Source organism: Streptomyces sp. SKN60, assembly GCF_026236535.1.
GTDB lineage: Bacteria > Actinomycetota > Actinomycetes > Streptomycetales > Streptomycetaceae > Streptomyces.
On record NZ_JAHTMW010000029.1, the window covers coordinates 33,581 to 55,629 of the forward strand.

The 22,049-nt window shown below is 71.1% G+C and carries 21 protein-coding genes and 1 tRNA gene; 3 read left to right on the forward strand and 19 right to left on the reverse strand.

What is annotated here, in order from left to right; all coding sequences use genetic code 11:
• Positions 1–30 precede the first annotated feature (30 nt).
• From KV205_RS32875 to KV205_RS32945, 15 genes are all read right to left on the reverse strand, one after another.
• Positions 31–1,332 (reverse strand): MraY family glycosyltransferase, encoded by a 1,302-nt coding sequence (locus tag KV205_RS32875; RefSeq protein ID WP_265868518.1) that lies wholly within the window; start codon positions 1,330–1,332, stop codon positions 31–33.
• A gap of 107 nt (positions 1,333–1,439) precedes the next feature.
• Positions 1,440–2,693, reverse strand: a complete 1,254-nt coding sequence (glyA, locus tag KV205_RS32880; protein WP_265868519.1) for a serine hydroxymethyltransferase — start codon at positions 2,691–2,693, stop codon at positions 1,440–1,442.
• A gap of 109 nt (positions 2,694–2,802) precedes the next feature.
• A complete protein-coding gene (locus KV205_RS32885) occupies positions 2,803–3,456 on the reverse strand; it encodes a protein-tyrosine-phosphatase (RefSeq protein ID WP_265868520.1) in 654 nt (217 codons plus the stop codon).
• Positions 3,453–4,100 carry an L-threonylcarbamoyladenylate synthase gene (locus tag KV205_RS32890; RefSeq protein WP_265868521.1) on the reverse strand — a complete coding sequence of 216 codons (648 nt, stop codon included), beginning with the start codon at positions 4,098–4,100 and terminating at the stop codon, positions 3,453–3,455. The genes KV205_RS32885 and KV205_RS32890 overlap by 4 nt, the downstream gene beginning before the upstream one ends.
• 40 nt (positions 4,101–4,140) lie before the next feature.
• Positions 4,141–4,986 (reverse strand): peptide chain release factor N(5)-glutamine methyltransferase, encoded by an 846-nt coding sequence (gene prmC / locus KV205_RS32895; RefSeq protein ID WP_265868522.1) that lies wholly within the window; start codon positions 4,984–4,986, stop codon positions 4,141–4,143.
• Positions 4,987–5,033: 47 nt separating this feature from the next.
• Positions 5,034–6,110, reverse strand: coding sequence for a peptide chain release factor 1 (prfA, locus tag KV205_RS32900; protein ID WP_265868523.1), 1,077 nt, complete (start codon positions 6,108–6,110; stop codon positions 5,034–5,036).
• A gap of 99 nt (positions 6,111–6,209) precedes the next feature.
• The gene (gene rpmE / locus KV205_RS32905) at positions 6,210–6,434 is read right to left on the reverse strand and encodes a 50S ribosomal protein L31 (RefSeq protein ID WP_030761597.1); all 225 of its coding nucleotides are present in this window, start codon (positions 6,432–6,434) and stop codon (positions 6,210–6,212) included.
• A gap of 145 nt (positions 6,435–6,579) precedes the next feature.
• On the reverse strand, positions 6,580–7,671 hold the full coding sequence (locus KV205_RS32910; RefSeq protein WP_265868533.1) for an LCP family protein: 1,092 nt from the start codon (positions 7,669–7,671) through the stop codon (positions 6,580–6,582).
• 207 nt (positions 7,672–7,878) lie between these two features.
• A complete protein-coding gene (gene rho, locus KV205_RS32915) occupies positions 7,879–9,942 on the reverse strand; it encodes a transcription termination factor Rho (RefSeq protein WP_265868535.1) in 2,064 nt (687 codons plus the stop codon).
• A gap of 420 nt (positions 9,943–10,362) precedes the next feature.
• Positions 10,363–11,280 (reverse strand): homoserine kinase, encoded by a 918-nt coding sequence (gene thrB, locus KV205_RS32920; protein ID WP_265868536.1) that lies wholly within the window; start codon positions 11,278–11,280, stop codon positions 10,363–10,365.
• 389 nt (positions 11,281–11,669) lie between these two features.
• Positions 11,670–12,740 carry a threonine synthase gene (thrC, locus tag KV205_RS32925; protein WP_265868537.1) on the reverse strand — a complete coding sequence of 357 codons (1,071 nt, stop codon included), beginning with the start codon at positions 12,738–12,740 and terminating at the stop codon, positions 11,670–11,672.
• A 6-nt stretch (positions 12,741–12,746) separates the two neighbouring features.
• Entirely contained in the window at positions 12,747–14,048 is a 1,302-nt protein-coding gene (locus KV205_RS32930; protein WP_265868538.1) for a homoserine dehydrogenase, read from the reverse strand.
• Positions 14,049–14,220: 172 nt separating this feature from the next.
• On the reverse strand, positions 14,221–15,612 hold the full coding sequence (gene lysA, locus KV205_RS32935; protein ID WP_265868539.1) for a diaminopimelate decarboxylase: 1,392 nt from the start codon (positions 15,610–15,612) through the stop codon (positions 14,221–14,223).
• A gap of 13 nt (positions 15,613–15,625) precedes the next feature.
• Positions 15,626–16,591, reverse strand: a complete 966-nt coding sequence (gene nrtL, locus KV205_RS32940) for an ArgS-related anticodon-binding protein NrtL (protein ID WP_265868540.1) — start codon at positions 16,589–16,591, stop codon at positions 15,626–15,628.
• 78 nt (positions 16,592–16,669) lie between these two features.
• The gene (locus KV205_RS32945) at positions 16,670–17,197 is read right to left on the reverse strand and encodes a response regulator (RefSeq protein WP_374214764.1); all 528 of its coding nucleotides are present in this window, start codon (positions 17,195–17,197) and stop codon (positions 16,670–16,672) included.
• Positions 17,198–17,307: 110 nt separating this feature from the next.
• Between KV205_RS32945 and KV205_RS32950 the strand changes: the two genes are divergently transcribed.
• Positions 17,308–17,379, forward strand: a tRNA-Arg gene (locus KV205_RS32950).
• 384 nt (positions 17,380–17,763) lie between these two features.
• On the opposite strand, the gene KV205_RS32955 is transcribed toward KV205_RS32950, so the two are convergent.
• The 3 genes from KV205_RS32955 to KV205_RS32965 all read right to left on the reverse strand — a co-directional run bounded on the left by KV205_RS32955 (position 17,764) and on the right by KV205_RS32965 (position 20,021).
• Positions 17,764–19,017, reverse strand: a complete 1,254-nt coding sequence (locus tag KV205_RS32955; RefSeq protein WP_265868542.1) for a hypothetical protein — start codon at positions 19,015–19,017, stop codon at positions 17,764–17,766.
• 2 nt (positions 19,018–19,019) lie between these two features.
• Positions 19,020–19,265 (reverse strand): hypothetical protein, encoded by a 246-nt coding sequence (locus tag KV205_RS32960; RefSeq protein ID WP_265868543.1) that lies wholly within the window; start codon positions 19,263–19,265, stop codon positions 19,020–19,022.
• Between the two features lie 300 nt (positions 19,266–19,565).
• Complete coding sequence (locus tag KV205_RS32965) at positions 19,566–20,021, reverse strand: MarR family winged helix-turn-helix transcriptional regulator (protein ID WP_265868544.1); 456 nt, start codon at positions 20,019–20,021, stop codon at positions 19,566–19,568.
• A 94-nt stretch (positions 20,022–20,115) separates the two neighbouring features.
• Here KV205_RS32965 and KV205_RS32970 point away from each other — a divergent pair, with 94 nt between their 5' ends.
• Positions 20,116–20,445 carry a rhodanese-like domain-containing protein gene (locus KV205_RS32970; protein WP_265868545.1) on the forward strand — a complete coding sequence of 110 codons (330 nt, stop codon included), beginning with the start codon at positions 20,116–20,118 and terminating at the stop codon, positions 20,443–20,445.
• Positions 20,446–20,493: 48 nt separating this feature from the next.
• Positions 20,494–21,063 (forward strand): YceI family protein, encoded by a 570-nt coding sequence (locus KV205_RS32975; RefSeq protein WP_265868546.1) that lies wholly within the window; start codon positions 20,494–20,496, stop codon positions 21,061–21,063.
• A gap of 76 nt (positions 21,064–21,139) precedes the next feature.
• On the opposite strand, the gene KV205_RS32980 is transcribed toward KV205_RS32975, so the two are convergent.
• The gene (locus tag KV205_RS32980) at positions 21,140–21,751 is read right to left on the reverse strand and encodes a TetR/AcrR family transcriptional regulator (RefSeq protein WP_265868547.1); all 612 of its coding nucleotides are present in this window, start codon (positions 21,749–21,751) and stop codon (positions 21,140–21,142) included.
• Positions 21,752–22,049: the final 298 nt, after the last annotated feature.

Consider the following 22,049-nt stretch of genomic DNA (forward strand, 5'->3'; position numbering starts at 1 on the left):
GACTCTCGTCAACCGCGGTTCACCCACGCGTCAACCGCGCGCTCCGGCCTTACTCCGGTCGGAGAAGCGCGAACGGTGACCGATGGCGGTCGCTCCGTTGACTCCGGCCGGCACGGGCTCGCGCTCCTCCAGGACGGCGGCCGGCTCCGGTTCCACGACGACGCGGCGGCGCCGGTAGCGCGGCGGCACGACGGCCTCCGCCCAGCGCGGGGCGCGCGGCGTGAAGCGGGGCAGCAGGAGCAGCACCAGGCCGACCGCGCTCAGGAAGACCACGGCGAGGACGATCCACATCGAGGTCGAGTGCACCGAGTAGGCCAGCGTGCCGAAGGCGATGAGCGCCGACCAGAAGTACATGATCAGCACCGCGCGGCTGTGCGAGTGCCCGATCTCCAGGAGCCGGTGGTGCAGGTGCCCGCGGTCCGCCGCGAACGGCGACTGGCCCTTCCACGTACGGCGCACGATCGCCAGGACCAGGTCGGCCATCGGGATCGCGATGATGGTCAGCGGCAGCACCAGCGGGATGAAGACCGGCAGCGCCGCGTGCGTGGCCGCCTTCGTCGACCCCTCGAAGATCCGCAGCGCGTCGGGGTCGACCTGGCCGGTGATGGAGATGGCCGAGGCGGCCAGGATCAGGCCGATCAGCATCGAGCCGGAGTCACCCATGAAGATCCGCGCCGGGTGCATGTTGTGCGGCAGGAAGCCCAGGCACATGCCCATCAGGATCGCGGCGAAGAGCGTCGCGGGGGCGGCCGCCTCGATGCCGTAGCTGAACCAGATCCGGTACGCGTAGAGGAAGAAGGCGGCGGCGGCGATGCACACCATGCCGGCGGCGAGGCCGTCGAGGCCGTCGACGAAGTTCACGGCGTTGATGGTGAGGACGACCAGGGCGACGGTCAGGAGGGTGCCCTGCCACTGGGTGAGCGCGACCGTGCCGACGCCCGGGATGGGCAGCCACAGGATCGTCAGACCCTGCATGACCATCACGCCCGCGGAGATCATCTGCGCGCCGAGCTTGATCAGCGCGTCCAGCTCGAACTTGTCGTCGAGGACGCCGATCAGCCAGATCAGGGCGGCGCCGGAGAGCAGCGCGCGGGGCTCGTTGGACAGTTCGAAGACGCTGTTGAGGTTCTGCAGGTGGTCGGCGACGAGCAGGCCGGCGCACAGCCCGAAGAACATGGCGATGCCACCGAGCCGCGGAGTCGGTTCTCGGTGCACGTCGCGGGCGCGGATCTCCGGCATCGCGCCGGTCGCGATGGCGAACTTCCGCACCGGACCGGTCAGCAGATAGGTCACCGCGGCCGTGACACAGAGCGTCAGCAGGTAATCACGCACGGGCTGCCCCACAGGAATCGCTGGCCATCTCAGCCCCACACCCTAGCCGGGCCGTCCCCATGGTTGAGGACATACGGGTGGCGCGAACGGTTGCGGTGGGACCCGCGCTACCGGCCATACGGGGGAAAACGCCCTGCTAGTGCGCGTACTTCCGCGCGTACCCGGGCCGTCTCCTCCGCGTCGTCCCGCAACGCGGCGGTGAACAATCCCGCAATTCTCGCCATCTCGGGGGCACCCATGCCCTGGGTGGTGACGGCCGCGGTGCCGAGCCGGATGCCGCGGCCGTCCCCGTACGGCAGCGCGCAGGTGTCGAGCACGATGCCGGCGGCGCCGAGCCGGGCGCGCGCGGTGCGCCCGTCGACGCCGAGCGGGGCGGGGTCGGCGGTGATGAGGTGGGTGTCGGTGCCGCCGGTGGTCAGCGCGAAGCCCTCGGCGGCGAGGGCGGCCGCGAGCACCCGGGCGTGCTCGACCACCTGATGGGCGTACGTGGTGAAGGCCGGGGTGGACGCCTCGCCGAAGGCCACCGCCTTGGCCGCGATCGTGTGCATCTGCGCACCGCCCTGGGAGAACGGGAACACCGCCCGGTCCACCCGCTCGGCCAGCTCGGCCCCGCACAGCAGCAGCCCGCCGCGCGGCCCGCGCAGCACCTTGTGGGTGGTGCCGCAGACGATGTCGGCGTACGGCACGGGGCTCGGCGCCGCGCCGCCGGCGATCAGGCCGAGGGGGTGGGCGGCATCGGCGATGAGGTACGCGCCGACCTCGTCGGCGATGGCGCGGAAGAGGGGGTAGTCGAGGTGCCGGGGGTAGGAGATCGAGCCGCAGACGATCGCCTTGGGGCGGTGGTGCCGGGCGAGGGCGGCGACCTGCTCGTAGTCGACGAGCCCGGTCTCGGCGTCGACGCCGTACGGGACGAAGTCGAACCAGCGGCCGGAGAAGTTGGCGGGCGAGCCGTGGGTGAGGTGCCCGCCGTACGCGAGGCCCATCGCGAGCACGGTGTCGCCGGGGCGCAGGAGCGCGGCGTAGGCGGCGAGCACGGCGGAGGAGCCGGAGTGCGGCTGTACGTTGGCGTGCTCGGCCCCGAAGAGCGACCGGGCGCGGTCGATCGCGATCCGCTCGACGGCGTCGACATACTCACAGCCGCCGTGGTGCCGGGCGCCCGGGTAGCCCTCGGCGTACTTGTTGGCGAGCTGCGACCCCAGCGCGGCGAGCACCGCGCCCGAGGTGAAGTTCTCGGCGGCGATCAGCTGCAGGCTGTCCCCCTGCCGCCGCACCTCCCCGAACAGCACGTCGGCGACCTCGGGATCCTGACGGCGCAGCACGTCGAGCCCGTGCTCGGCTTCGATGGGAGCGGTGACCGGCATGACGCACTCCGTGCGTGAGGGGGGACCTGAAACCCCACTCTAGGCACCAACCCCCACCCCCGCCCCCGGAACTGCTCCATGGGCCTCCAGAGCCCCACGAGGGGCCCTTCTAGCGCCGCGCCCGCACCCCGGTCAGCGCCGTCACCACCGGGTCCAGCGCCTGCTGAATCTCGTCGCCGATCGAGCGGAAGAACGTGATCGGCGCCCCGTACGGGTCGTTCACCTCGTCCGCCTCCAGCGACGGGGCCAGGAGCCACCCGCGTAGAGCCGCGGCAGCGCGGACCAGGGCACGCGCGCGGTCGACCGTGCCGTGGCCGTCGCGGGGGTCCGGGAGGGTGGCCGGGTCTATGGCGCGGACGAGGCGGGTGAACTCCTTCAGGGTGAAGGTGCGCAGGCCCGCCGAGTGGCCCATCGAGATGACCTGCGCGCGGTGGTCGCGGGTCGCGGTGAGGACCAGGTCGGCGCGGATGACGTGCTCGTCGAGGAGCTCGCGGCCCATGAAGCCGCTGAAGTCCGCGCCGAAGTCCGCGAGGACCTGCTCCGCGTTGGACTCCATCGGGGCGCCCTCGTGGCCCCAGGTGCCCGCGCTCTCCACGATCAGGCCGCCGCCCATGGGGTCGCCGAGCCGGTCGATCAGGGCATGGCGGGTCAGCCGCTCGGTGATCGGCGAGCGGCAGACGTTGCCGGTGCTGACGTGGAGGATGCGGAAGGTCTTGCCGTCGTGCTCGTGCCCCGCTATGCCACGCCCCTCAGGGGCGGTCAATTCGCCACCTCGAGGTCGGGTACCACCTTCCGGAGCTCCTCCGCCGTGAGCGCGCCCTCGCGCAGCAGCACCGGCACCTTGCCCGTCACGTCCACGATGGACGACGGCACGTTGCCGGGGGTCGGGCCGCCGTCGAGGTACACGGAGACGGAGTCGCCGAGCATGCCCTGCGCCGCGTCGCAGTCCTCCGGCGCCGGGTGCCCGGTGAGGTTCGCCGAGGAGACCGCCATCGGGCCGACCTCCGTGAGCAGCTCGATCGCGACCGGGTGCAGCGGCATCCGGATCGCGACGGTGCCCCGGGTGTCGCCGAGGTCCCACTGCAGCGACGGCTGGTGCTTGGCGACCAGCGTCAGCGCGCCCGGCCAGAACGCGTCGACGAGCTCCCACGCCATCTCGGAGAAGTCCGTGACCAGGCCGTGCAGGGTGTTCGGGGAGCCGATGAGCACGGGCGTGGGCATGTTGCGGCCCCGCCCCTTCGCGGCGAGGAGGTCCGCGACGGCCTCCGAGCCGAAGGCGTCCGCGCCGATCCCGTACACCGTGTCCGTGGGAAGGACGACCAGCTCGCCGCGGCGTACGGCGGACGCGGCCTCACGCAGACCCGTCGCCCGGTCCGTCGCCTCGTTGCAGTCGTATCGCCGAGCCATCAGTCCCGGTCCTCCTCGTACACGTCGTGCGTCTGCCTGGTCATGGGGTCGCCTTGCGGGCGGTCGCGAAACGCGGCCGGTTGTTCAGGTCGGGGTGGTCGGCGGCGTCCGCCCAGCCGGCCTCCTCGTTGAAGATCCACGGCACCTGGCCGCCCTGCGTGTCCGCGTGCTCGATGACCACCAGGCCACCGGGCCGCAGCAGCCGGTGCGCGGTGCGCTCGATGCCGCGGATGGTGTCGAGGCCGTCCTCGCCGGAGAAGAGGGCCATCTCCGGGTCGTGGTCGCGGGCCTCGGGCGCCACGTACTCCCACTCGGTGAGCGGGATGTACGGCGGGTTGGAGATGACCAGGTCGACCTGCCCGTTGAGCTCCGGCAGCGCGGTGAGCGCGTCGCCCTCGTGCAGCACCACACGGGAGCCGTCGACGTTCTTGCGGGTCCACACCAGCGCGTCCTCGGACAGCTCCACGCCGTGCACGCGCGAGCGCGGCACCTCCTGGGCCAGCGCGAGCGCGATCGCGCCGGAGCCGGTGCACAGGTCGACGATCAGCGGTTCGACGACGTCCATCGCCCGCACCGCGTCTATGGCCCAGCCGACCACGGACTCGGTCTCGGGGCGCGGCACGAAGACGCCGGGGCCGACCTGGAGCTCCAGGTAGCGGAAGAACGCGCGGCCGGTGATGTGCTGGAGCGGCTCGCGCGCCTCGCGGCGGGCGATGGCCTCCCAGTAGCGGGCGTCGAAGTCCGCGTCCTTGACGTTGTGCAGCTCCCCCCGCTTGACGCCGTGCACGAACGCGGCGAGCTCCTCGGCGTCGAAACGCGGTGAGGGAACGCCGGCGTCGGCCAGCCGCTGGGTGGCCTGGGCCACCTCGGCAAGCAGCAGGTTCACGCTGGTCCTCCGTGGTGCGGGTGGGGCTGACAAGTACGGGCGCTGGCTTACGCGTTGGCGAGCTTCGCCGCCGAGTCCGCGTCCACGCAGGCCTGGATGACGGGGTCGAGTTCGCCGTCGAGCACCTGGTCCAGGTTGTACGCCTTGAAGCCGACGCGGTGGTCCGAGATGCGGTTCTCCGGGAAGTTGTACGTACGGATCTTCTCGGAGCGGTCGACGGTGCGGACCTGGCTGCGGCGGGCGTCGGCGGCCTCGGCCTCGGCCTTCTCCTGCGCGGCGGCGAGCAGCCGGGAGCGGAGGATGCGCATGGCCTGCTCCTTGTTCTGGAGCTGGCTCTTCTCGTTCTGGCAGGAGGCGACGATGCCGGTCGGCAGGTGCGTGATGCGGACCGCGGAGTCGGTGGTGTTGACCGACTGGCCGCCGGGGCCGGACGAGCGGTAGACGTCGATGCGCAGGTCGTTGGCGTGGATCTCCACGTCGACCTCCTCGGCCTCCGGGGTGACGAGCACGCCGGCGGCGGAGGTGTGGATGCGGCCGGCCGACTCGGTGGCGGGCACGCGCTGCACGCGGTGCACCCCGCCCTCGTACTTCAGCCGGGCCCAGACGCCCTGGCCGGGCTCGGTCGCGCCGTTGCCGCCCTTGGTCTTCACGGCGACCTGGACGTCCTTGTAGCCGCCGAGCTCGGACTCGGTGGAGTCGATGATCTCGGTCTTCCAGCCGATCCGCTCGGCGTAGCGGAGGTACATCCGGAGCAGGTCGCCGGCGAACAGGGCGGACTCGTCGCCGCCCGCGCCGGCCTTGATCTCCAGGATGACGTCCTTGTCGTCGCTGGGGTCACGCGGAACGAGCAGCAGGCGGAGCTTGTCGGTGAGCTCCTCGCGCTGCTTCTCCAGCTCCTTGACCTCGGCGGCGAACTCGGGGTCCTCGTGCATCAGCTCGCGGGCCGTCTCGATGTCGTCACCGGTCTGCTTCCAGGAGAGATAGGTGGCGACGATCGGGGTCAGCTCGGCGTACCGCTTGTTCAGCTTGCGCGCGTTGGCCTGGTCGGCGTGGACCGAAGGATCGGCGAGCTGCTTCTCGAGGTCGGCTCGTTCGCCGACCAGTTCCTCGACCGCCTCGAACATCGGGGGCTCCTGGGGTTTTCGTCAGTTGCTACGGGGACGGCAAAGCGCCGGTCCCGGCCGCCCCGCGCAGGGGCAGCCGAAGACCGGCGCTGTGGCTCGCTACTTCTTGGCGGAGCCGGCAGCCTTGCCGAAGCGGGCCTCGAAGCGGGCGACGCGGCCGCCGGTGTCGAGGATCTTCTGCTTGCCCGTGTAGAACGGGTGGCACTCGGAGCAGACCTCGGCACGGATGGTGCCCTCGGTGAGGGTGCTACGGGTGGTGAACGACGCGCCACAGGTGCAGCTGACCTGGGTCTCGACGTACTCGGGGTGGATCTCGCGCTTCAAGGTGTCTCCTAGTTCCGGGAGGGCTCCGGGTCGCCCGTGCGGGATGCACATGCGTGAACCGGGGCCGACGTACCAGTCTGCCAGGACCGGCCGCATCTCCCAAAACCGGGGTCGGTGCGGAACTATTCCTGGGTGCCCTGCGGGGTCATTTCACCAGGCCGGCGGCCTGGCCGGTGGCGGCGTCCCTGGTGGCCGACCCGGGGATCGGCCTGTCCGCCTTGAGCGCCGCCCAGACCTGCTTGCCCTGGGCCTCCAGGGGCACGACGCGGTTGGGGTCGCGGGGGTCGTACTCGACCGGCAGCGTGATCATGTGGACGTCGTCGGCGCCGAGCCCGGACAGGCCCTTGGCGAAGCCCATCAGCTCGTTCACGGAGTCGAGCTCGGAGTCCGGCGTGATGGCCTTGGTGGCGGTGTCGGCGAGGTCGAAGAGCGTCTTGGGGTTGGAGAAGACGCCGACGCTCTTCACCTGGTCGATGAAGGCCTTCATGAAGGCCTGCTGGAGCTGGATGCGGCCGAGGTCGCTGCCGTCACCGACGCTCTTGCGGGTGCGGACCAGGCCGAGGGACTGCTCGCCGTCGAGGGTGTGGGTGCCCGGTGGGAGGTCGAGGTGGCTCTTGGCGTCCTTGATGGCCTTGGTGGTGGTGATCTCGACGCCGCCGAGCTTGTCGATGAGCTTCTTGAAGCCGGTGAAGTCGACCTCGATGTAGTGGTCCATGCGGATGCCGGACATGGCCTCGACGGTCTTCACGGCGCAGGCCGGGCCGCCGACCTCGTACGCCGTGTTGAACATGGCCCGGTGCTCGGCGGGGGCGGTGGTGCCGTCGCCGGAGGTGCACCGCGGGCGGTCGATCAGGGTGTCGCGCGGGATGGAGACCACGGAGGCCTTCTTGTGGCCCTCGTAGACGTGCACCACCATCGCGGTGTCGGAGCGGGCGCCGCCCTCGTCCTTGCCGTACGCGCCGTTGGCGCCGGAGCGGGAGTCGGAGCCGAGGACGAGGATGTCCATCGAGCCGTTGTCGACGTTCTCGGGCCGGTCCTTGCCGAGCGCCCCGTTGATGTCGACGCCTTCGAGGTTGCCGTTGAGCTTGAAGTACACGTAGCCGAGTCCGGAGCCGCCGGCGAGGACCAGCACGGCGGCGCTCCACGCGGCGACGACCGCGGCGCGGCGGCCCCTGGCGGGCGGCCTGCGGCGGCGGCCGCCGGCTCGTATTCGGCCGTTGCTGTTCTGCTCGGTCATCGTCTTCCCTCAGCCCTATGGTTCACCTTGTGTGACGGCAAGGCACCCGAAAGGGTTGCACGGGCGGCTGTGAGGTTTCGATGAGCGACGGCCGGTGACGCGACTGCGCCCACCGAGCGGGGCTCGGTGGGCGCAGTCGTTTGTGCAGGTCACGGCGAGGTTACGACCCAGGGGTCGCCGTCACGCCGTGTGACGAGGATCTCGGCGTCAGTCGTTGCCGCCGCCGGGCGTCGTCTTCTGGATCTGCAGCAGGAACTCGGCGTTCGACTTCGTCTGCTTGAGCTTGTCGAGCAGCAGCTCGATCGCCTGCTGCTGGTCGAGCGCGTGCAGCACCCGGCGCAGCTTCCAGGTGATGGAGAGCTCCTCGCTGCCGAGCAGGATCTCCTCCTTGCGCGTACCCGAGGCGTCGACGTCGACGGCCGGGAAGATGCGCTTGTCGGCGAGCTTCCGGTCGAGCTTGAGCTCCATGTTGCCGGTGCCCTTGAACTCCTCGAAGATCACCTCGTCCATGCGCGAGCCGGTGTCGACGAGCGCGGTGGCCAGGATGGTCAGCGAGCCGCCGTCCTCGATGTTGCGCGCGGCACCGAAGAAGCGCTTCGGCGGGTAGAGCGCGGTCGAGTCGACACCACCGGACAGGATGCGGCCGGAGGCGGGCGCCGCGAGGTTGTACGCGCGGCCCAGGCGGGTGATCGAGTCGAGCAGGACGACCACGTCGTGACCCAGCTCCACGAGGCGCTTGGCGCGCTCGATGGCCAGCTCGGCGACGGTGGTGTGGTCCTCGGCGGGACGGTCGAAGGTCGAGGAGATGACCTCGCCCTTCACCGACCGCTGCATGTCGGTGACCTCTTCCGGACGCTCGTCGACGAGGACGACCATCAGGTGGCACTCGGGGTTGTTGTGGGTGATCGCGTTGGCGATCGCCTGCATGATCATGGTCTTGCCGGTCTTCGGCGGGGCCACGATCAGACCGCGCTGGCCCTTGCCGATCGGCGACACGAGGTCGATGATCCGCGTGGTCAGCACGCCCGGGTCGGTCTCCAGACGGAGGCGGTCCTGCGGGTACAGCGGGGTGAGCTTGTTGAACTCGGGGCGGCCGCGGCCGGACTCCGGCGCCATGCCGTTGACCGAATCCAGGCGCACGAGCGCGTTGAACTTCTCGCGGCGCTCGCCCTCCTTCGGCTGGCGCACGGCACCGGTGACGTGGTCGCCCTTGCGCAGGCCGCTCTTGCGGACCTGGGCGAGGGAGACGTACACGTCGTTCGGGCCGGGCAGGTAGCCGGAGGTCCGGATGAACGCGTAGTTGTCGAGGATGTCGAGGATGCCCGCGACGGGGATCAGCACGTCGTCCTCGGAGACCTGCGGCTCGCCGGTCGCGAAGTCGTCACGGCCGCGACGGCCACGACGGTCGCGGTAGCGGCCGCGACGGCCCCGACGGCCGCCCTCGAAGTCGTCGTCGTCCTGCGGGCCGGCCTGACCGCCCTGCTGGCCCTGACCCTGGCCGGCCTGCTGGCCGCCCTGGCCCTGGCCGCCCTGACGCTGGCGCTGGCCGCCCTGGCCACCGCCCTGCTGGTCGTCGCCCTTGCGGTCGCGCTGGCGGTCGCGGCGGTCGCGGCGGTCACCGCGCTCGCCCCGCTCACCGCGGTCGCGGCGGCCCCGGCCCTCGGCGCCGTCGGCGGCGGCCTCGGCCTTGGCGTCGGTCGCGGCCTGCGGCTCCGCCTTGGTCTCCGTGCGAGCCTCGGTACGGGTCTCGGTCTTGACGGCCTGCGCGGTCTCGGCCTTGGCCTCGCCCTCCGGCGAACCGGCGGGGGCGGTGGCGCGCCGGCGGCGGCGCTCGCCGGCCGGGGCCTCGCCCGCCGGCTGGCCCGGGATCTCGATCTGCTGCTGGGCGCTCTCGCCCTGCTCGGCCTTCTCGGCCTTGGGCGCGGCGGTCTCGGCGGCGGACTCGCCCGTGCGGGCCTTGGAGGTGGCGCGGCGCTTCGGCTTGGTCTCGGCGGCGTCGCCGGACTTGGCGGGCGCGGCGGAACCGGCGGCGGAGCCCCCGGCCTGCGCCTCCTTGATGACCTCGATCAGCTGGCTCTTGCGCATCCGCGCGGTGCCCCTGATGCCGAGGCCGGACGCGACCTGCTGCAGCTCGGCCAGGACCATGCCCTCGAGGCCGGTGCCGGAGCGGCGGCGCCGTGCGGTGGTGCCAGTGGCAGCACCTGCGGCGGGCGCGGTGGTGTCGACACTGTTGTCGGCAGTCACGCCCATCAGATCGGTGGTGTCGCTCACGAAGGGTCCTTCCCTGGAGCGGACGTCGGCCATCTGGCTCGGCGACCGGTTGTGCTGTCCGGCAGCGGTCCTGCTTGGTGGACCGTGTCGGGGCGGTGGTCCCGCCGGGTGCGGCGGAGAGAGAAAAACATGCGTTGGTCCGGCCCGAGCGCCCCCTGCTCGGCCCTCGACGAGAAAGAACGAGGGGTGTCGCGCCGGTTCCGGAGCGTGCTCGAAACTGCTCAGGCAGGCTGCTCAGGCAGTGGAGGAGGCTCCCGGAAGAATCAGTGGTCCCGGACGGGGACACTCAGCACCGCGTCTCGTAGACGTCGGGTGCAGACTTGAGGTTAACACTACCGGCTCCAACAAACATTCCCCCTCTCCGTCACCGGCAATCCCGTGTCCGCGCGGTCCGGCTCGGAGACCGCGCGGCCGGGTACGTCAGGGCGCGAGCGGCAGCACGCTCGCACCGGGCATGTCGAGCTCGAGCCGGTTCGCGGCCCAGCCCTCGCCCGCAAGCAGGGCGACCTTGTCGGCCGTCCCGTGTTCGGCCAGCGCGAGGACCGTGGGGCCCGCGCCGGAGATGACCGCGGGGATCCCGTCCGCCCGCAGCCGGTGCACCAGGGCGAGGCTCTCCGGCATCGCGGGGGCCCGGTACTCCTGGTGCAGCTTGTCCTCGGTGGCCGCGAGCAGCAGTTCGGGGCGGCGGGTCAGGGCCTCGACGAGGAGGGCGGCGCGGCCGGCGTTGGCGGCGGCGTCGACGTGCGGGACGGTGCGCGGGAGCAGACCGCGGGCGGTCTCGGTGAGCACCGGCTTCCCGGGGACGAAAACCACCGGAACGATGGAATCGGAGGGTTCCATCCTGATCGCCCGCGCGGCGCCGGCCTCGGTCCAGGCGAGCGTGAATCCGCCGAGCAGACAGGCGGCGACGTTGTCGGGGTGCCCCTCGATCTCGGTGGCGAGTTCGAGCAGTGCCGTCTCGTCGAGGCGGGCGTCGCCGCCTATGGTCACGGCGCGGGCGGCGACGATGCCGGCGCAGATGGCGGCGGAGGAGGAGCCGAGGCCGCGGCCGTGCGGGATGCGGTTGGCGCAGACGACCTCGAGGCCGCGCGGCTGCCCGCCGAGCAGGTCGAAGGCCGTGCGCATCGAGCGGACGAGCAGGTGGCTCTCGTCGCGGGGCAGGGTGTCGGCACCCTCGCCGGCGATGTCGACGTGCAGCCCGGAGTCGGCGACCCGGACGACGACGTCGTCGTACAGCCCGAGGGACAGCCCGAAGGCGTCGAATCCGGGGCCGAGATTGGCACTGCTGGCGGGAACGCGCACCCGTACGGCGGCGGCGCGGAACGCTGGACCGGCCATCGCTCGATGACTCTCCTTGACTTGCGGGGTGGCTCGAAGGAAGTGCGGAGAACCCGGGGGCCGTTCGCGCCTCACGGGCGACGGCAACAACACCGCACATCTGCGGCGGGGCGGGTTGGGCACAGCCTATCGAAGGAAGGTTCTGTCGCGACATAGGGCGCACAGGAGGCGCACGATGCGTGTCGCGCGCCAACCTGTGCGCCTATGTAGGTTCCTGATCGGGTTTGCCCCTTGATCGGAAACCAAGGGGCACCGTTTTCAGGCCAGAATTTCGGGCGAGAGTGTCAGGTGAGGCTCCCGGCCGGGATTCCCGGGCCGAGACCCTCGGGCCGGACGCTCAGGCGGGATCCTCTGGCCTGATCCTCGGGCCGGATCCTCAGGCCGGATCCTCAGGCCAGGCCGAGGCGCTCGGCGGCGGCCGAGGCGTCGACCGGGACGGTCACCGGCTGCGGGGCGCCGGCGACGGCCCAGTCGGGGTCCTTGAGGCCGTTGCCCGTGACCGTACAGACGATGGTCTGGCCCGGGTCGACCTTGCCCTGCGCGGCGGCCTTGAGGAGGCCGGCCACCGAGGCGGCCGAGGCGGGCTCGACGAAGACGCCCTCCTGAGCGGCCAACAGGCGGTAGGCCTGCAGGATCTCACGGTCCGTCACCTCGTCGATGAAGCCGCCGGACTCGTCGCGCGCGGCGATCGCGTAGTCCCACGAGGCCGGGTTGCCGATGCGGATCGCGGTGGCGATCGTCGACGGGTCCTTGACGACCTCGCCGCGCACGAGGGGCGCGGAGCCGGAGGCCTGGAAGCCCCACATGCGCGGGCGGTGGGTGGCGAGGCCGTCGGTGGCGTACTCGCGGTACCCCTTCCAGTACGCCGTGATGTTGCCGGCGTTGCCCACGGGCAGCACGTGGATGTCGGGGGCGTCGCCGAGCATGTCCACGATCTCGAAGGCGGCGGTCTTCTGGCCCTCGATACGCACCGGGTTCACGGAATTGACCAGCGCGACCGGGTAGTTGTCGGACAGCGCGCGGGCCAGGTCCAGGCAGTCGTCGAAGTTGCCGTCGACCTGGAGGATCTTCGCGCCGTGCACGAGGGCCTGGCCCATCTTGCCGAGCGCGATCTTGCCCTGCGGGACGAGCACCGCGGAGACCATCCCGGCGCGCACCGCGTACGCGGCGGCGGAGGCCGAGGTGTTGCCGGTGGACGCGCAGATGACGGCCTGCGCGCCCTCCTCCTTGGCCTTCGAGATGGCCATGGTCATGCCGCGGTCCTTGAAGGAACCGGTGGGGTTGGCGCCCTCGACCTTGAGGTGCACCTCGCAGCCCGTGCGCTCGGAGAGGACCTGAGCGGGGACGAGCGGCGTGCCACCCTCACGGAGCGTGACGACCGGCGTCGTGTCCGTGACCGGAAGACGGTCCCGGTACTCCTCGATGATGCCGCGCCACTGGTGGGTGCCCTTGGTGATCATGGGTCCTTACTCCCCTTCAACACGCATGATGCTGGCGACACCGCGCACGGTGTCGAGCTTGCGCAGCGCCTCGACGGTCCCGGAGAGGGCGGCGTCGGGCGCGCGGTGGGTGACGACGACGAGCGAAGCCTCGCCGTCGCCGTCCTGGCGACCGTGCTGGCGCACAGTGTCAATGGATACGCCGTGCTCGGCGAAGACCGTCGCGACCTGGGCGAGCACGCCCGGCTTGTCGGCCACGTCGAGACTGATGTGGTACCGCGTCACCACGTCGCCCATGGGGCTCACGGGCAGCTGGGTGTACGCGGACTCGCCGGGGCCCGTCGCCTCGTTGAGACGGTTGCGGCAGACGGCGACGACGTCGCCGAGGACGGCCGAGGCGGTCGGCGAGCCGCCGGCGCCCGGACCGTAGAACATGAGCCGCCCGGCGGCCTCCGCCTCGACGAAGACCGCGTTGTACGCCTCGCGGACCGAGGCGAGCGGGTGGCTGAGCGGGATCATCGCGGGGTGCACGCGCGCGGTGACGGACTCGCCGTCGGCGGCCCGCTCGCAGATCGCGAGCAGCTTGATGGTGCAGCCCATCTGCTTGGCGGAGGCGAAGTCGGCGGCGGTGACCTCGGTCATGCCCTCGCGGTAGACGTCGTCGAGACGCACGCGCGTGTGGAAGGCGATTCCGGCCAGGATCGCGGCCTTGGCGGCGGCGTCGAAGCCCTCGACGTCGGCGGTCGGGTCGGCCTCGGCGTACCCGAGCGCGGTGGCCTCGTCCAGGGCCTCGGAGTAGCCCGCCCCGGAGGTGTCCATCTTGTCGAGGATGAAGTTGGTCGTGCCGTTGACGATGCCCATCACCCGGTTGATCTTGTCGCCGGCGAGGGACTCGCGCAGCGGCCGGATCAGCGGGATGGCACCGGCAACGGCGGCCTCGTAGTAGAGGTCCTGGCCGCTCTCGATGGCGGCGGAGTGCAGGGCCGCGCCGTCCTGGGCGAGCAGCGCCTTGTTGGCGGAGACCACGGAGGCGCCGTGCTCGAAGGCGGTGGTGATGAGGGAGCGGGCCGGCTCGATGCCGCCGATGACCTCGATGACGACGTCGATGTCCCCGCGTTTCACGAGGGCGGTCGCGTCGGTGGTGATCAGCTCGGCGGGGACGCCGCCGCGCACCTTGTCGGGCCGGCGGACGGCCACGCCGGCGAGCTCGACCGGCGCGCCGATGCGCGCGGCGAGGTCGTCGGCGTGCGTCGTCATGATGCGCGCCACCTCTGAGCCGACCACTCCACAGCCCAGCAGCGCCACCTTCAGCGGACGCGTACGCATCATCCGACCTCGTCTCTCGTACCTACTGATCCGTATCTCTACGGTCGTTTCCCTGGTGGGAGCTCCGGGGAATCTCCGGGGGATCCCCACGGTGGAACCAGTCTCACTCACCGGACGCCCGTTTCAGGGCATAGTCCGAATGGCGAGACATGGTTTCCATCACGTGACTATTTCATCACCCGACGTCGAGACGCAGGAGATCTTCCTCCGTCTCGCGGCGCACGATGACGCGTGCTTCCCCGTCCCGTACGGCCACGACCGGCGGGCGCAGCGCGTGGTTGTAGTTGCTGGCCATGGAGCGGCAGTACGCGCCGGTCGCGGGCACCGCGATCAGGTCGCCAGGCGCGAGGTCGGCCGGCAGGAAGGCGTCGCGCACGACGATGTCGCCGCTCTCGCAGTGCTTGCCCACGACACGGGTCAGCATCGGTTCGGCGTCACTCGTACGGGAGACCAGCGCGACGCTGTACTCGGCGTCGTACAGCGCGGTGCGGATGTTGTCCGACATGCCGCCGTCGACGGAGACATAGGTGCGCAGCCCCTCCAGCGGCTTGACCGTGCCCACCTCGTACAGGGTGAAGGCGGTGGGCCCGACGATGGCGCGGCCGGGCTCGACGGAGATGCGGGGGGTGCGGAGCCCGGCGGCCTCGCACTCGCGCGAGACGATCTCGGTGAGCGCCTTGGCGATGTGATGCGGCTCGCGCGGGTCGTCGTCGGAGGTGTACGCGATGCCGAGCCCACCCCCGAGGTCGATCTCGGGCAGCTCGACGCCGTGCTCGTCGCGCACCTCGGCGAGCAGCTGGACGACGCGCCGGGCGGACACCTCGAAGCCGGCCATGTCGAAGATCTGGGACCCGATGTGGGAGTGGATCCCGATGAGTTCGAGACCGTCGAGGTTCAGCGCCCGCCGCACCGCCTCGGCGGCCTGTCCGCCGGCGAGCGCGATGCCGAACTTCTGGTCCTCGTGGGCGGTGGCGATGAACTCGTGGGTGTGCGCCTCGACGCCGACGGTGACGCGGATCTGCACGCGCTGCCGCTTGCCGAGGGACTGCGCGATGTGCGCGACCCGCACGATCTCCTGGAAGGAGTCGAGCACGATCCGCCCGACGCCGGCCTCGACCGCGCGGTGGATCTCGTCCGTGCTCTTGTTGTTGCCGTGGAAGGCGATGCGCTCGGCCGGCATGCCGGCGGAGAGGGCGGTGGAGAGCTCGCCGCCGGAGCAGACGTCGAGGTTGAGCCCCTCTTCCTTGAGCCAGCGCACGACGGCGCGGGAGAGGAAGGCCTTGCCCGCGTAGAACACGTCGGCGTCCTTGCCGAAGGCGTCGGCCCAGGCGCGGCAGCGGGCGCGGAAGTCGTCCTCGTCGAGGAAGTAGGCGGGGGTGCCGAACTCCTCGCGGAGCCGGGTCACGGAGAGCCCGCCGACGGTGAGCTGCCCCTGCTCGTCCCGCTCGACGGTCCGGGACCAGACCTTGGGGTCGAGCCGGTTGAGGTCGGCGGGAGGCGCGGAGTAGTGCCCCTCGGGGAGGACGTCGGCGTGGCGGGGCCCGGCGGGGTGGGCGGAACGGCTCATGTCTCTGCGTCTTTCAGATCTGGTCGGGTGCGCTGATGCCGAGCAGGGAGAGGCCACCGGCGAGCACCGTCCCGGCGGCTTCGGCGAGCGCGAGCCGGGAGCGGTGGGCGGCCGAGGGTTTCTCGTCGCCGAGGGGCAGGACGGTGTGCTGGTACGCGAGGAACGCGTCGGCGAGCCCCTCCAGGTGCCGGGCGACCCGGTCGGGGGCGCGGTGGCGGGCGGCGGAGGCGAGGACGTCGGGGTGGTCGCCGAGGAGGGTGAGGAGGTCGGGCGCGTCGACGGGTTCGGCGTACGCGGCGCTGATGCCGAGCTGTGCCCCGTTACGAAGGAGGGCTCGGCTCCTGGCATGGGCGTACCGCACCCGGAAGAGCGGATTGCGCTCGTGCTGGACGAGGAGCGGCGCGCCGGAGAGGGCCCGGTCGTGGGCGGCGGGCCGGAGGAGGGCCCAGCGGGCGGCGTCGGTGCCGAGGAGGTGAGGCTCGTACGGGGCGGGGAGCACCGGGATCCGCTCACCGGCGGGATCGAGGCGGGCGTCGGCCCCCTGGGAGCGGAGGAGCGCGAGGACGGTCTCGGTGAGGAGGCGGGCGCGGGGCTCGTCGGTGGCCCGGAGCCGGATGCGCTGCCCGGAGAGCAGAGAGGAGTGCCCGTACAAGGCGCCGGCAGCGAGGATCTCGCGCACGACCTGGTCCTGTCCCCCGTCCTCCAGGGTGAAGTTGAGGAACCCGGGCCCGGTGATGTCGACGGAGCGGACGCCGGGGCTGTCGTGGAGCCGTTCCTTCAGGATCGCGGCGACGGCGCGGGCGTCGAGCCCGGAGGGCCGGGCGAGGCTGAGCGCGACGCTGCTGGCGTAATCGCCGGTGCCGCCGGGCCGGGGCCGCTCGACCTTGACGCGCGCGGGCACACCGACCCGCAACGCACCCTCGTCGACCGCACGGCGCACGGCGTGCAGCACGGTGAGGGAGAGGTCCGCGGGGGTCACGGGACAAGCCTAGGGGAGGAGGGGGGTACGAACGCGAACGGGTTTCGGCATGTGGGCGGTGGGGGGCCGGCCCCGCGGTCAGGCTTCTCCGGCGCAGCGGCTCGAACTCACTGCGGGCGGCTCCTCGGCGCCGTCCTGCCCCTGCCCACCGCCCGCTCCCCCACCGTCCCGCGGCCCGCGCCGCTCCCGGTGCATGAGCTGCCGCACGACCCGCACCAGCTCGGCCGGCTCGAAGGGCTTGGCGAGGAACGCGTCGACCCCGGAGAGGCCGCCGCCGTCCGTGTCGTACTCGGTGCAGGCACTGATGATCGCCACCGGCAGATCTCTGGTCCGCGGATCCTCCCGCAGCCGCGCGGCGGTCTTCAGCCCGTCGAGCCGGGGCATGACGACGTCCAGGGTGACGACATCAGGACAGACCTCATGCACGACATCCAGACACTCGGCACCATCGGCCGCGGTCACCACCTCGAACCCCTCGAGTTCGAGATTGACCCTGATCAGCTGGCGGATCACCCGGTTGTCATCCACAACCAGCACCCGCCCGGACACGCCTGACACACCTCGAGAGTAGGACCCGCGCAGCCACTGCGTCCGGCTTTTGCCCACTTCTGACCCGTGCGAGGGACCCCCACCCCGGTGACGCCCCGGAAATACCTGTTCACAGGCACACTCCGAGAGCTGGTAGTGTTCTTCCCGTCGCCGCGACAAGCGGTGAGGCCCCCGTAGCTCAGGGGATAGAGCAACGGCCTCCGGAGCCGTGTGCGCAGGTTCGAATCCTGCCGGGGGCACTTCGCAGAAGTGCCAGACAGACCCCGTGATCAGCGGAAACGCTGAGGACGGGGTCTTGTTGTATGTGCGGGCGTGTGCCGCCCTGAGCGGCTGTATGACGGGGGCCCGCGGCCTATTCGAACTCGCCGCCGTCGGAGCGCTCACCAACGGCGGTGTCGTCCAGCGCCGTCGTCGCCCAGTGAGGTGCGGACCTGTCCGGGGCGGGCGGGTCTGATGCGGAACTCATCGCGATCAAGGGTGCGGGTGGGGCTGTGGATCCGCCGGTCTCCAGCGGCGAGCGGCCCACCGTCAGGTCATGGACTCCTCAGACGAGGTGGCCGCTACAAGGGCAGATCGGTTCTCGGGCAGCCTGTCGAGGCCCAGCGAGCCCGCTTGCCGCTCGCTCAGCCTTCCGCGTCCCGTTCCTCCTCACCCGCACGCAGACGACGGGCTCGATCGGCGATGCCGCTGGAGAGCTTCCCCTTCACCGAACTGGCCCGGTCGAGGGTCCCGTTGCCGAGATTTCTGGCGGCTACGACGCCCTTCGCACCGGTCTCAAGCGCCTTGTCCCTCGCCTCCGCCGCCGCGGCCACCCATCGTCTCGTCTCCGACGCCTGGCGACCGGACTCGATCCCGAGCCGCCCGTGGAAGTCGTGCACGCCGACCACGACCTGGTTGCTCGACTGGACCACGGCCGGGGACTTGGCCGGGTGCAGCAGCACCTTCGCGTTGGCCTCGTCGGCGGCCGCGTTCATCCGGGCCACCAGCCGCTCGGTGCTCCGCGAGATGAGCTCCAGCCGACTCCGCCGGGCGATCCGGATCCCGTCGCGATGCCGGTCCAGCTCCTCCGGAGTCGCATCCATCACCCGGTCGAGTTCGAGCACGGCGACCGCGTCCTGGAGCTGGAAGCAACGAGCCAGAACGGCGAGCCACTGCCGAGCCTTGGCCTCGGCTTCCTCGGCCGCCGCGGCGAGCTCACCGATCTTGGCCTTCTGTTCCATCTTCTCCGCGAGCGCGTCGAGCCGGCGGAGCGCGTACACCTGGGTCGTCGCGATCGTCTCCGGCGTGGCCTGCACCTTCGACCAGGTGATGTCGGAGACCCTGCCCACCTCGTCCCGGATGGTCATGGCGTCGGTGATCACGAGCTCCGCTCCGATCATCTTCGCCACGGCTTCGTCCTCCTGGGCGCGGAGCACGTCGACGAGCTTCTCGTCGATGGCGGCGAGATAGTCGGTGATCTCGTCCATGGTCTGCTGCATGGCGAGCTGTGCCATGAGCGCCGCGGCGTTGGCCAGTTGCGCCGGGTTGCCCCGCAGTGGTCCCGAATCCTTCGCGAATTCGACGAATCCCTTGATCTGGCCCTTGGGCCCCTTCAGCACTCCTGTGCTGAGACCCGTCTCGGCGCTCTTCCTCAGCCCGAGCTTGTCGATCCGCTGCGCGGACTCTTTGGTCAGCTTCACCCAACGGCTCGACTGGGCGGCGATGTCGGAGCCCGCCTGCGCGGCTCCGGCCGCGTTACCGAGGGCGGACCGGAACGGACGCCGTCGCAGGGCCTGCGACGGCAGCCCTTCGGTGACGAGGAAGCGTTCGACCGCTGCCTGATCCCCGATGACCGCCAGGCCGTCGCCGTCCCTGATCAGCTCGATCTCGTCATCCATGGTCACTCCTTCGTCGCGGCCCGGACCGGGTGCTCTCCTCCGGTCCGGGCCGCATGGGCGGTGGCGCGCGTCAGGCTTCCGGGTGGTGAGGGCCGTGGCCCCAGGGGCAGGGTGAGGACGGAGGCGCGGTTCTCGCCGTCCACGAGGGGCGTCGTCAGGCCGACGCCGGCCGCCGCCATACGGTCGTTCTCGGTGAGGACGAGGGCCTTGGTGCGGCAGGTACCGTGCCTGGCCTCGCCCTTCCGCACGGTGTGGCGGAGGTGTCGAGACTGCGGTCGATGTCGTCGCGGTTGATCCCGCAGAGGTGGAAGGAGAGGGCGTCGAGCCGGAACCGCCCCGCGATCATCTGCGTCGCCAAGCCCGTTCTTCCCTTGCGCATTCGCGTGGCCCGTGCGGGCACACGATTCCCCATCGGAGATCGCCCACACGGCACGATGCGGACAGACCCCATCCCCGCGCGCAGCGTATACGACAACCTCAATTCAAGTGAGAGGAAGGCCCGTTGACACAGCCAACGGGCCTTCCTCTTCACGATCCCCGGGGTCAGATCAGCCCAGCCGGAGTTCCTGTTGGGCGTGGGCCACGCGGAAGAGGGCCTCCGCGATGGTGGTGGATTCGTCGTCGGTGAGGTGGCGGGAGAAGTGTTCCCAGATGCCGGCCATGTAGGCGGGGGCCGTGGCGTGGATGGCGGCGCGGCCGGCTTCGGTGATGGTGGCCCAGGTGACGCGTTTGTCCGTGGGGTCCGGGCGCTTGGTGACCAGGCCTGATCGGGCCATCTCGTCGACCAGGCGACTGACGCGGGTGCGGCTGAGGACGACCCGTTCGGCTACCTCCTGCATGCGCAGGCCCTGGTCGCCGCCGCTCCTGACTTCCAGGAGGACGTCGTACCAGGTCAGCGGGATGGTGCCATTGCGCGCCACATCACTCTCGATGGCGCGCACGGCGGCGCTGTGGGCGAGAAGCAGGGCTCGCCAGGCCTCGAGTCGGTGCTCACCTTCGTTCACAGGGACGAGTGTAACGGGACTTGCGTGCGTGCGCACGCATTGATTAATGTGTGTGCGGACGCACTGATTAGCCACTCATGCTGGAGGCACGGACATGGTCCAGAAGATCACCCGCGACGAGCTGCAGAAGAAGATCGACGAGGGCCTGGTGACGGTCGTCGAGGCGCTGCCGCTGTCGTACTACGCCGACAAGCACCTCCCCGGCGCCCTCAACCTGCCGCTCGACCAGGTGGACGAGCTGTCCCCGACCCTGCTCCCGAACAAGGACGCGGCGATCGTCACCTACTGCGCCGACGGCCCCTGCCCCAACTCGGGCATCGCCGCCGAGCGTCTGGTGGAGCTCGGCTACACCGACGTGCGCGAGTACTACGAGGGCAAGGCCGACTGGGTCGAGGCCGGCCTGCCGACCGAGTCCGGCGCCTGAGACCGCCGGTCTCCGACCTCCGACCTCCGAACAGAGGACGCGACTGACATGACCACTTCCCCGACTCGTACCGTCGACGGCGTGGAGCTGCCCGCCGTCGGCACCTGGAAGATCGACCCGGGCCACGCCGAGGTCGGCTTCCTCGGTCGCCACTTCATGCTGACCAAGGTCCGCGGCCGGTTCACCGGCGTCGACGCCACCATCGAGATCGGCGAGCGGCCCGAGGACAGCAAGGTCACCGCCGTCATCGACATGGCGAGCGTGGACAGCGGCGACCAGACCCGCGACGACCACCTGCGCTCGGGCGACTTCTTCGACGTGGAGAAGTTCCCGAAGGCCACCTTCACCTCCACCCGGGTGACCTGGGACGGCAAGCGCGGCACCCTCAGTGGCGACCTCACCATCAAGGACGTCACCAAGCCGGTGACCCTGGAGGTCGACTACCTCGGGCACGCCCGCGACCCGTGGGGCAACGACCGTACGGTCTTCTCCGCCCACGGCAAGGTCAACCGCGAGGACTGGGGCCTGACCTGGAACATGGTCCTGGACTCCGGCGGCATCCTCGTCTCCAAGGAGATCGAGCTGTCCCTGGAGCTCGAGGCGATCAAGGAGAACTGACCTCCTGACGCCCGGCCACGAAGGGCCTCGGTCGTGCCTGCTCGCACGGCCGAGGCCCTTGCCTCGCGCCGCGCGCTCAGGCGCCGGTGATCCGGGCCACCAGGGCGAGCAGCGTGCCCCGGATCCGGTCGCCGTCGAACTCGCCCTCCCGCAGCGCGTGCTGGAGGTCCGAGTCCAGGGGCGCGAGGAGCAGATGCGCGCCACAGTCGGCGTCGAGATCCGGACAAGCCTCGCGGAGCAGAATGGTCAGGTGCACGCGCCAGAAGGCGTACGAACCTATCTGGTAGCGCGCGCCCGGCGCGGCCGTCTCCGACAGCCGTACCAGCTCCAGGTTCTCGTCCAGAAGGTCCAGGTAGGCGCCGAAGAAGGCGGTGATGCGCGCCGCCGCCGGAGCGCCCGGGCCGAGCGGTGGCGGGCCGTGCAGGATGCGCTCCTGAAGGCGGCTGTCCTGCGCGTCGAGCAGGGCGGCGGCCAGCCCTGCCTTGCTGCCGAACCTGCGGAAGAGCGTGCCCTTGCCGACGCCGGCCGCGGCGGCGATGGCGTCCATGGACACGTTCGCCACACCGCGCCGGTCGAAGAGTTTCTGGGCGGCGGCAAGGATCCGCAGCCGGTTGCGCGCGGCGTCCGAGCGCTCGGCCGGCGGCTCGTGCAGGGCGCAGGGCAAGGGCGCGGGCGAGAGGTTCTGCACGCGGGGCCTCGGTTCTTTCTCCGTGGGGATGGCGGAGCGGGGGCGGCGTACGTGCAGTGTACGGGGAATGGTCCAGGCCGGACCGTCGCGGCGCCGTGACCCGAGCACGGAGCACCCACCGATCGCCCACCGACCGTGTCGACCGCCCACCGATCGCCCACCGATCGCCCGCCGGCCGCCCGACGGCCACCCGACGACCGGCCCTCGAACCGACCCCCCGTCCGACCGCAAACCGACCATCGTGCGACGGCCATATGACCATCGCGCAACCGGCGTCCAGAAGATGGCCCACTCCTTG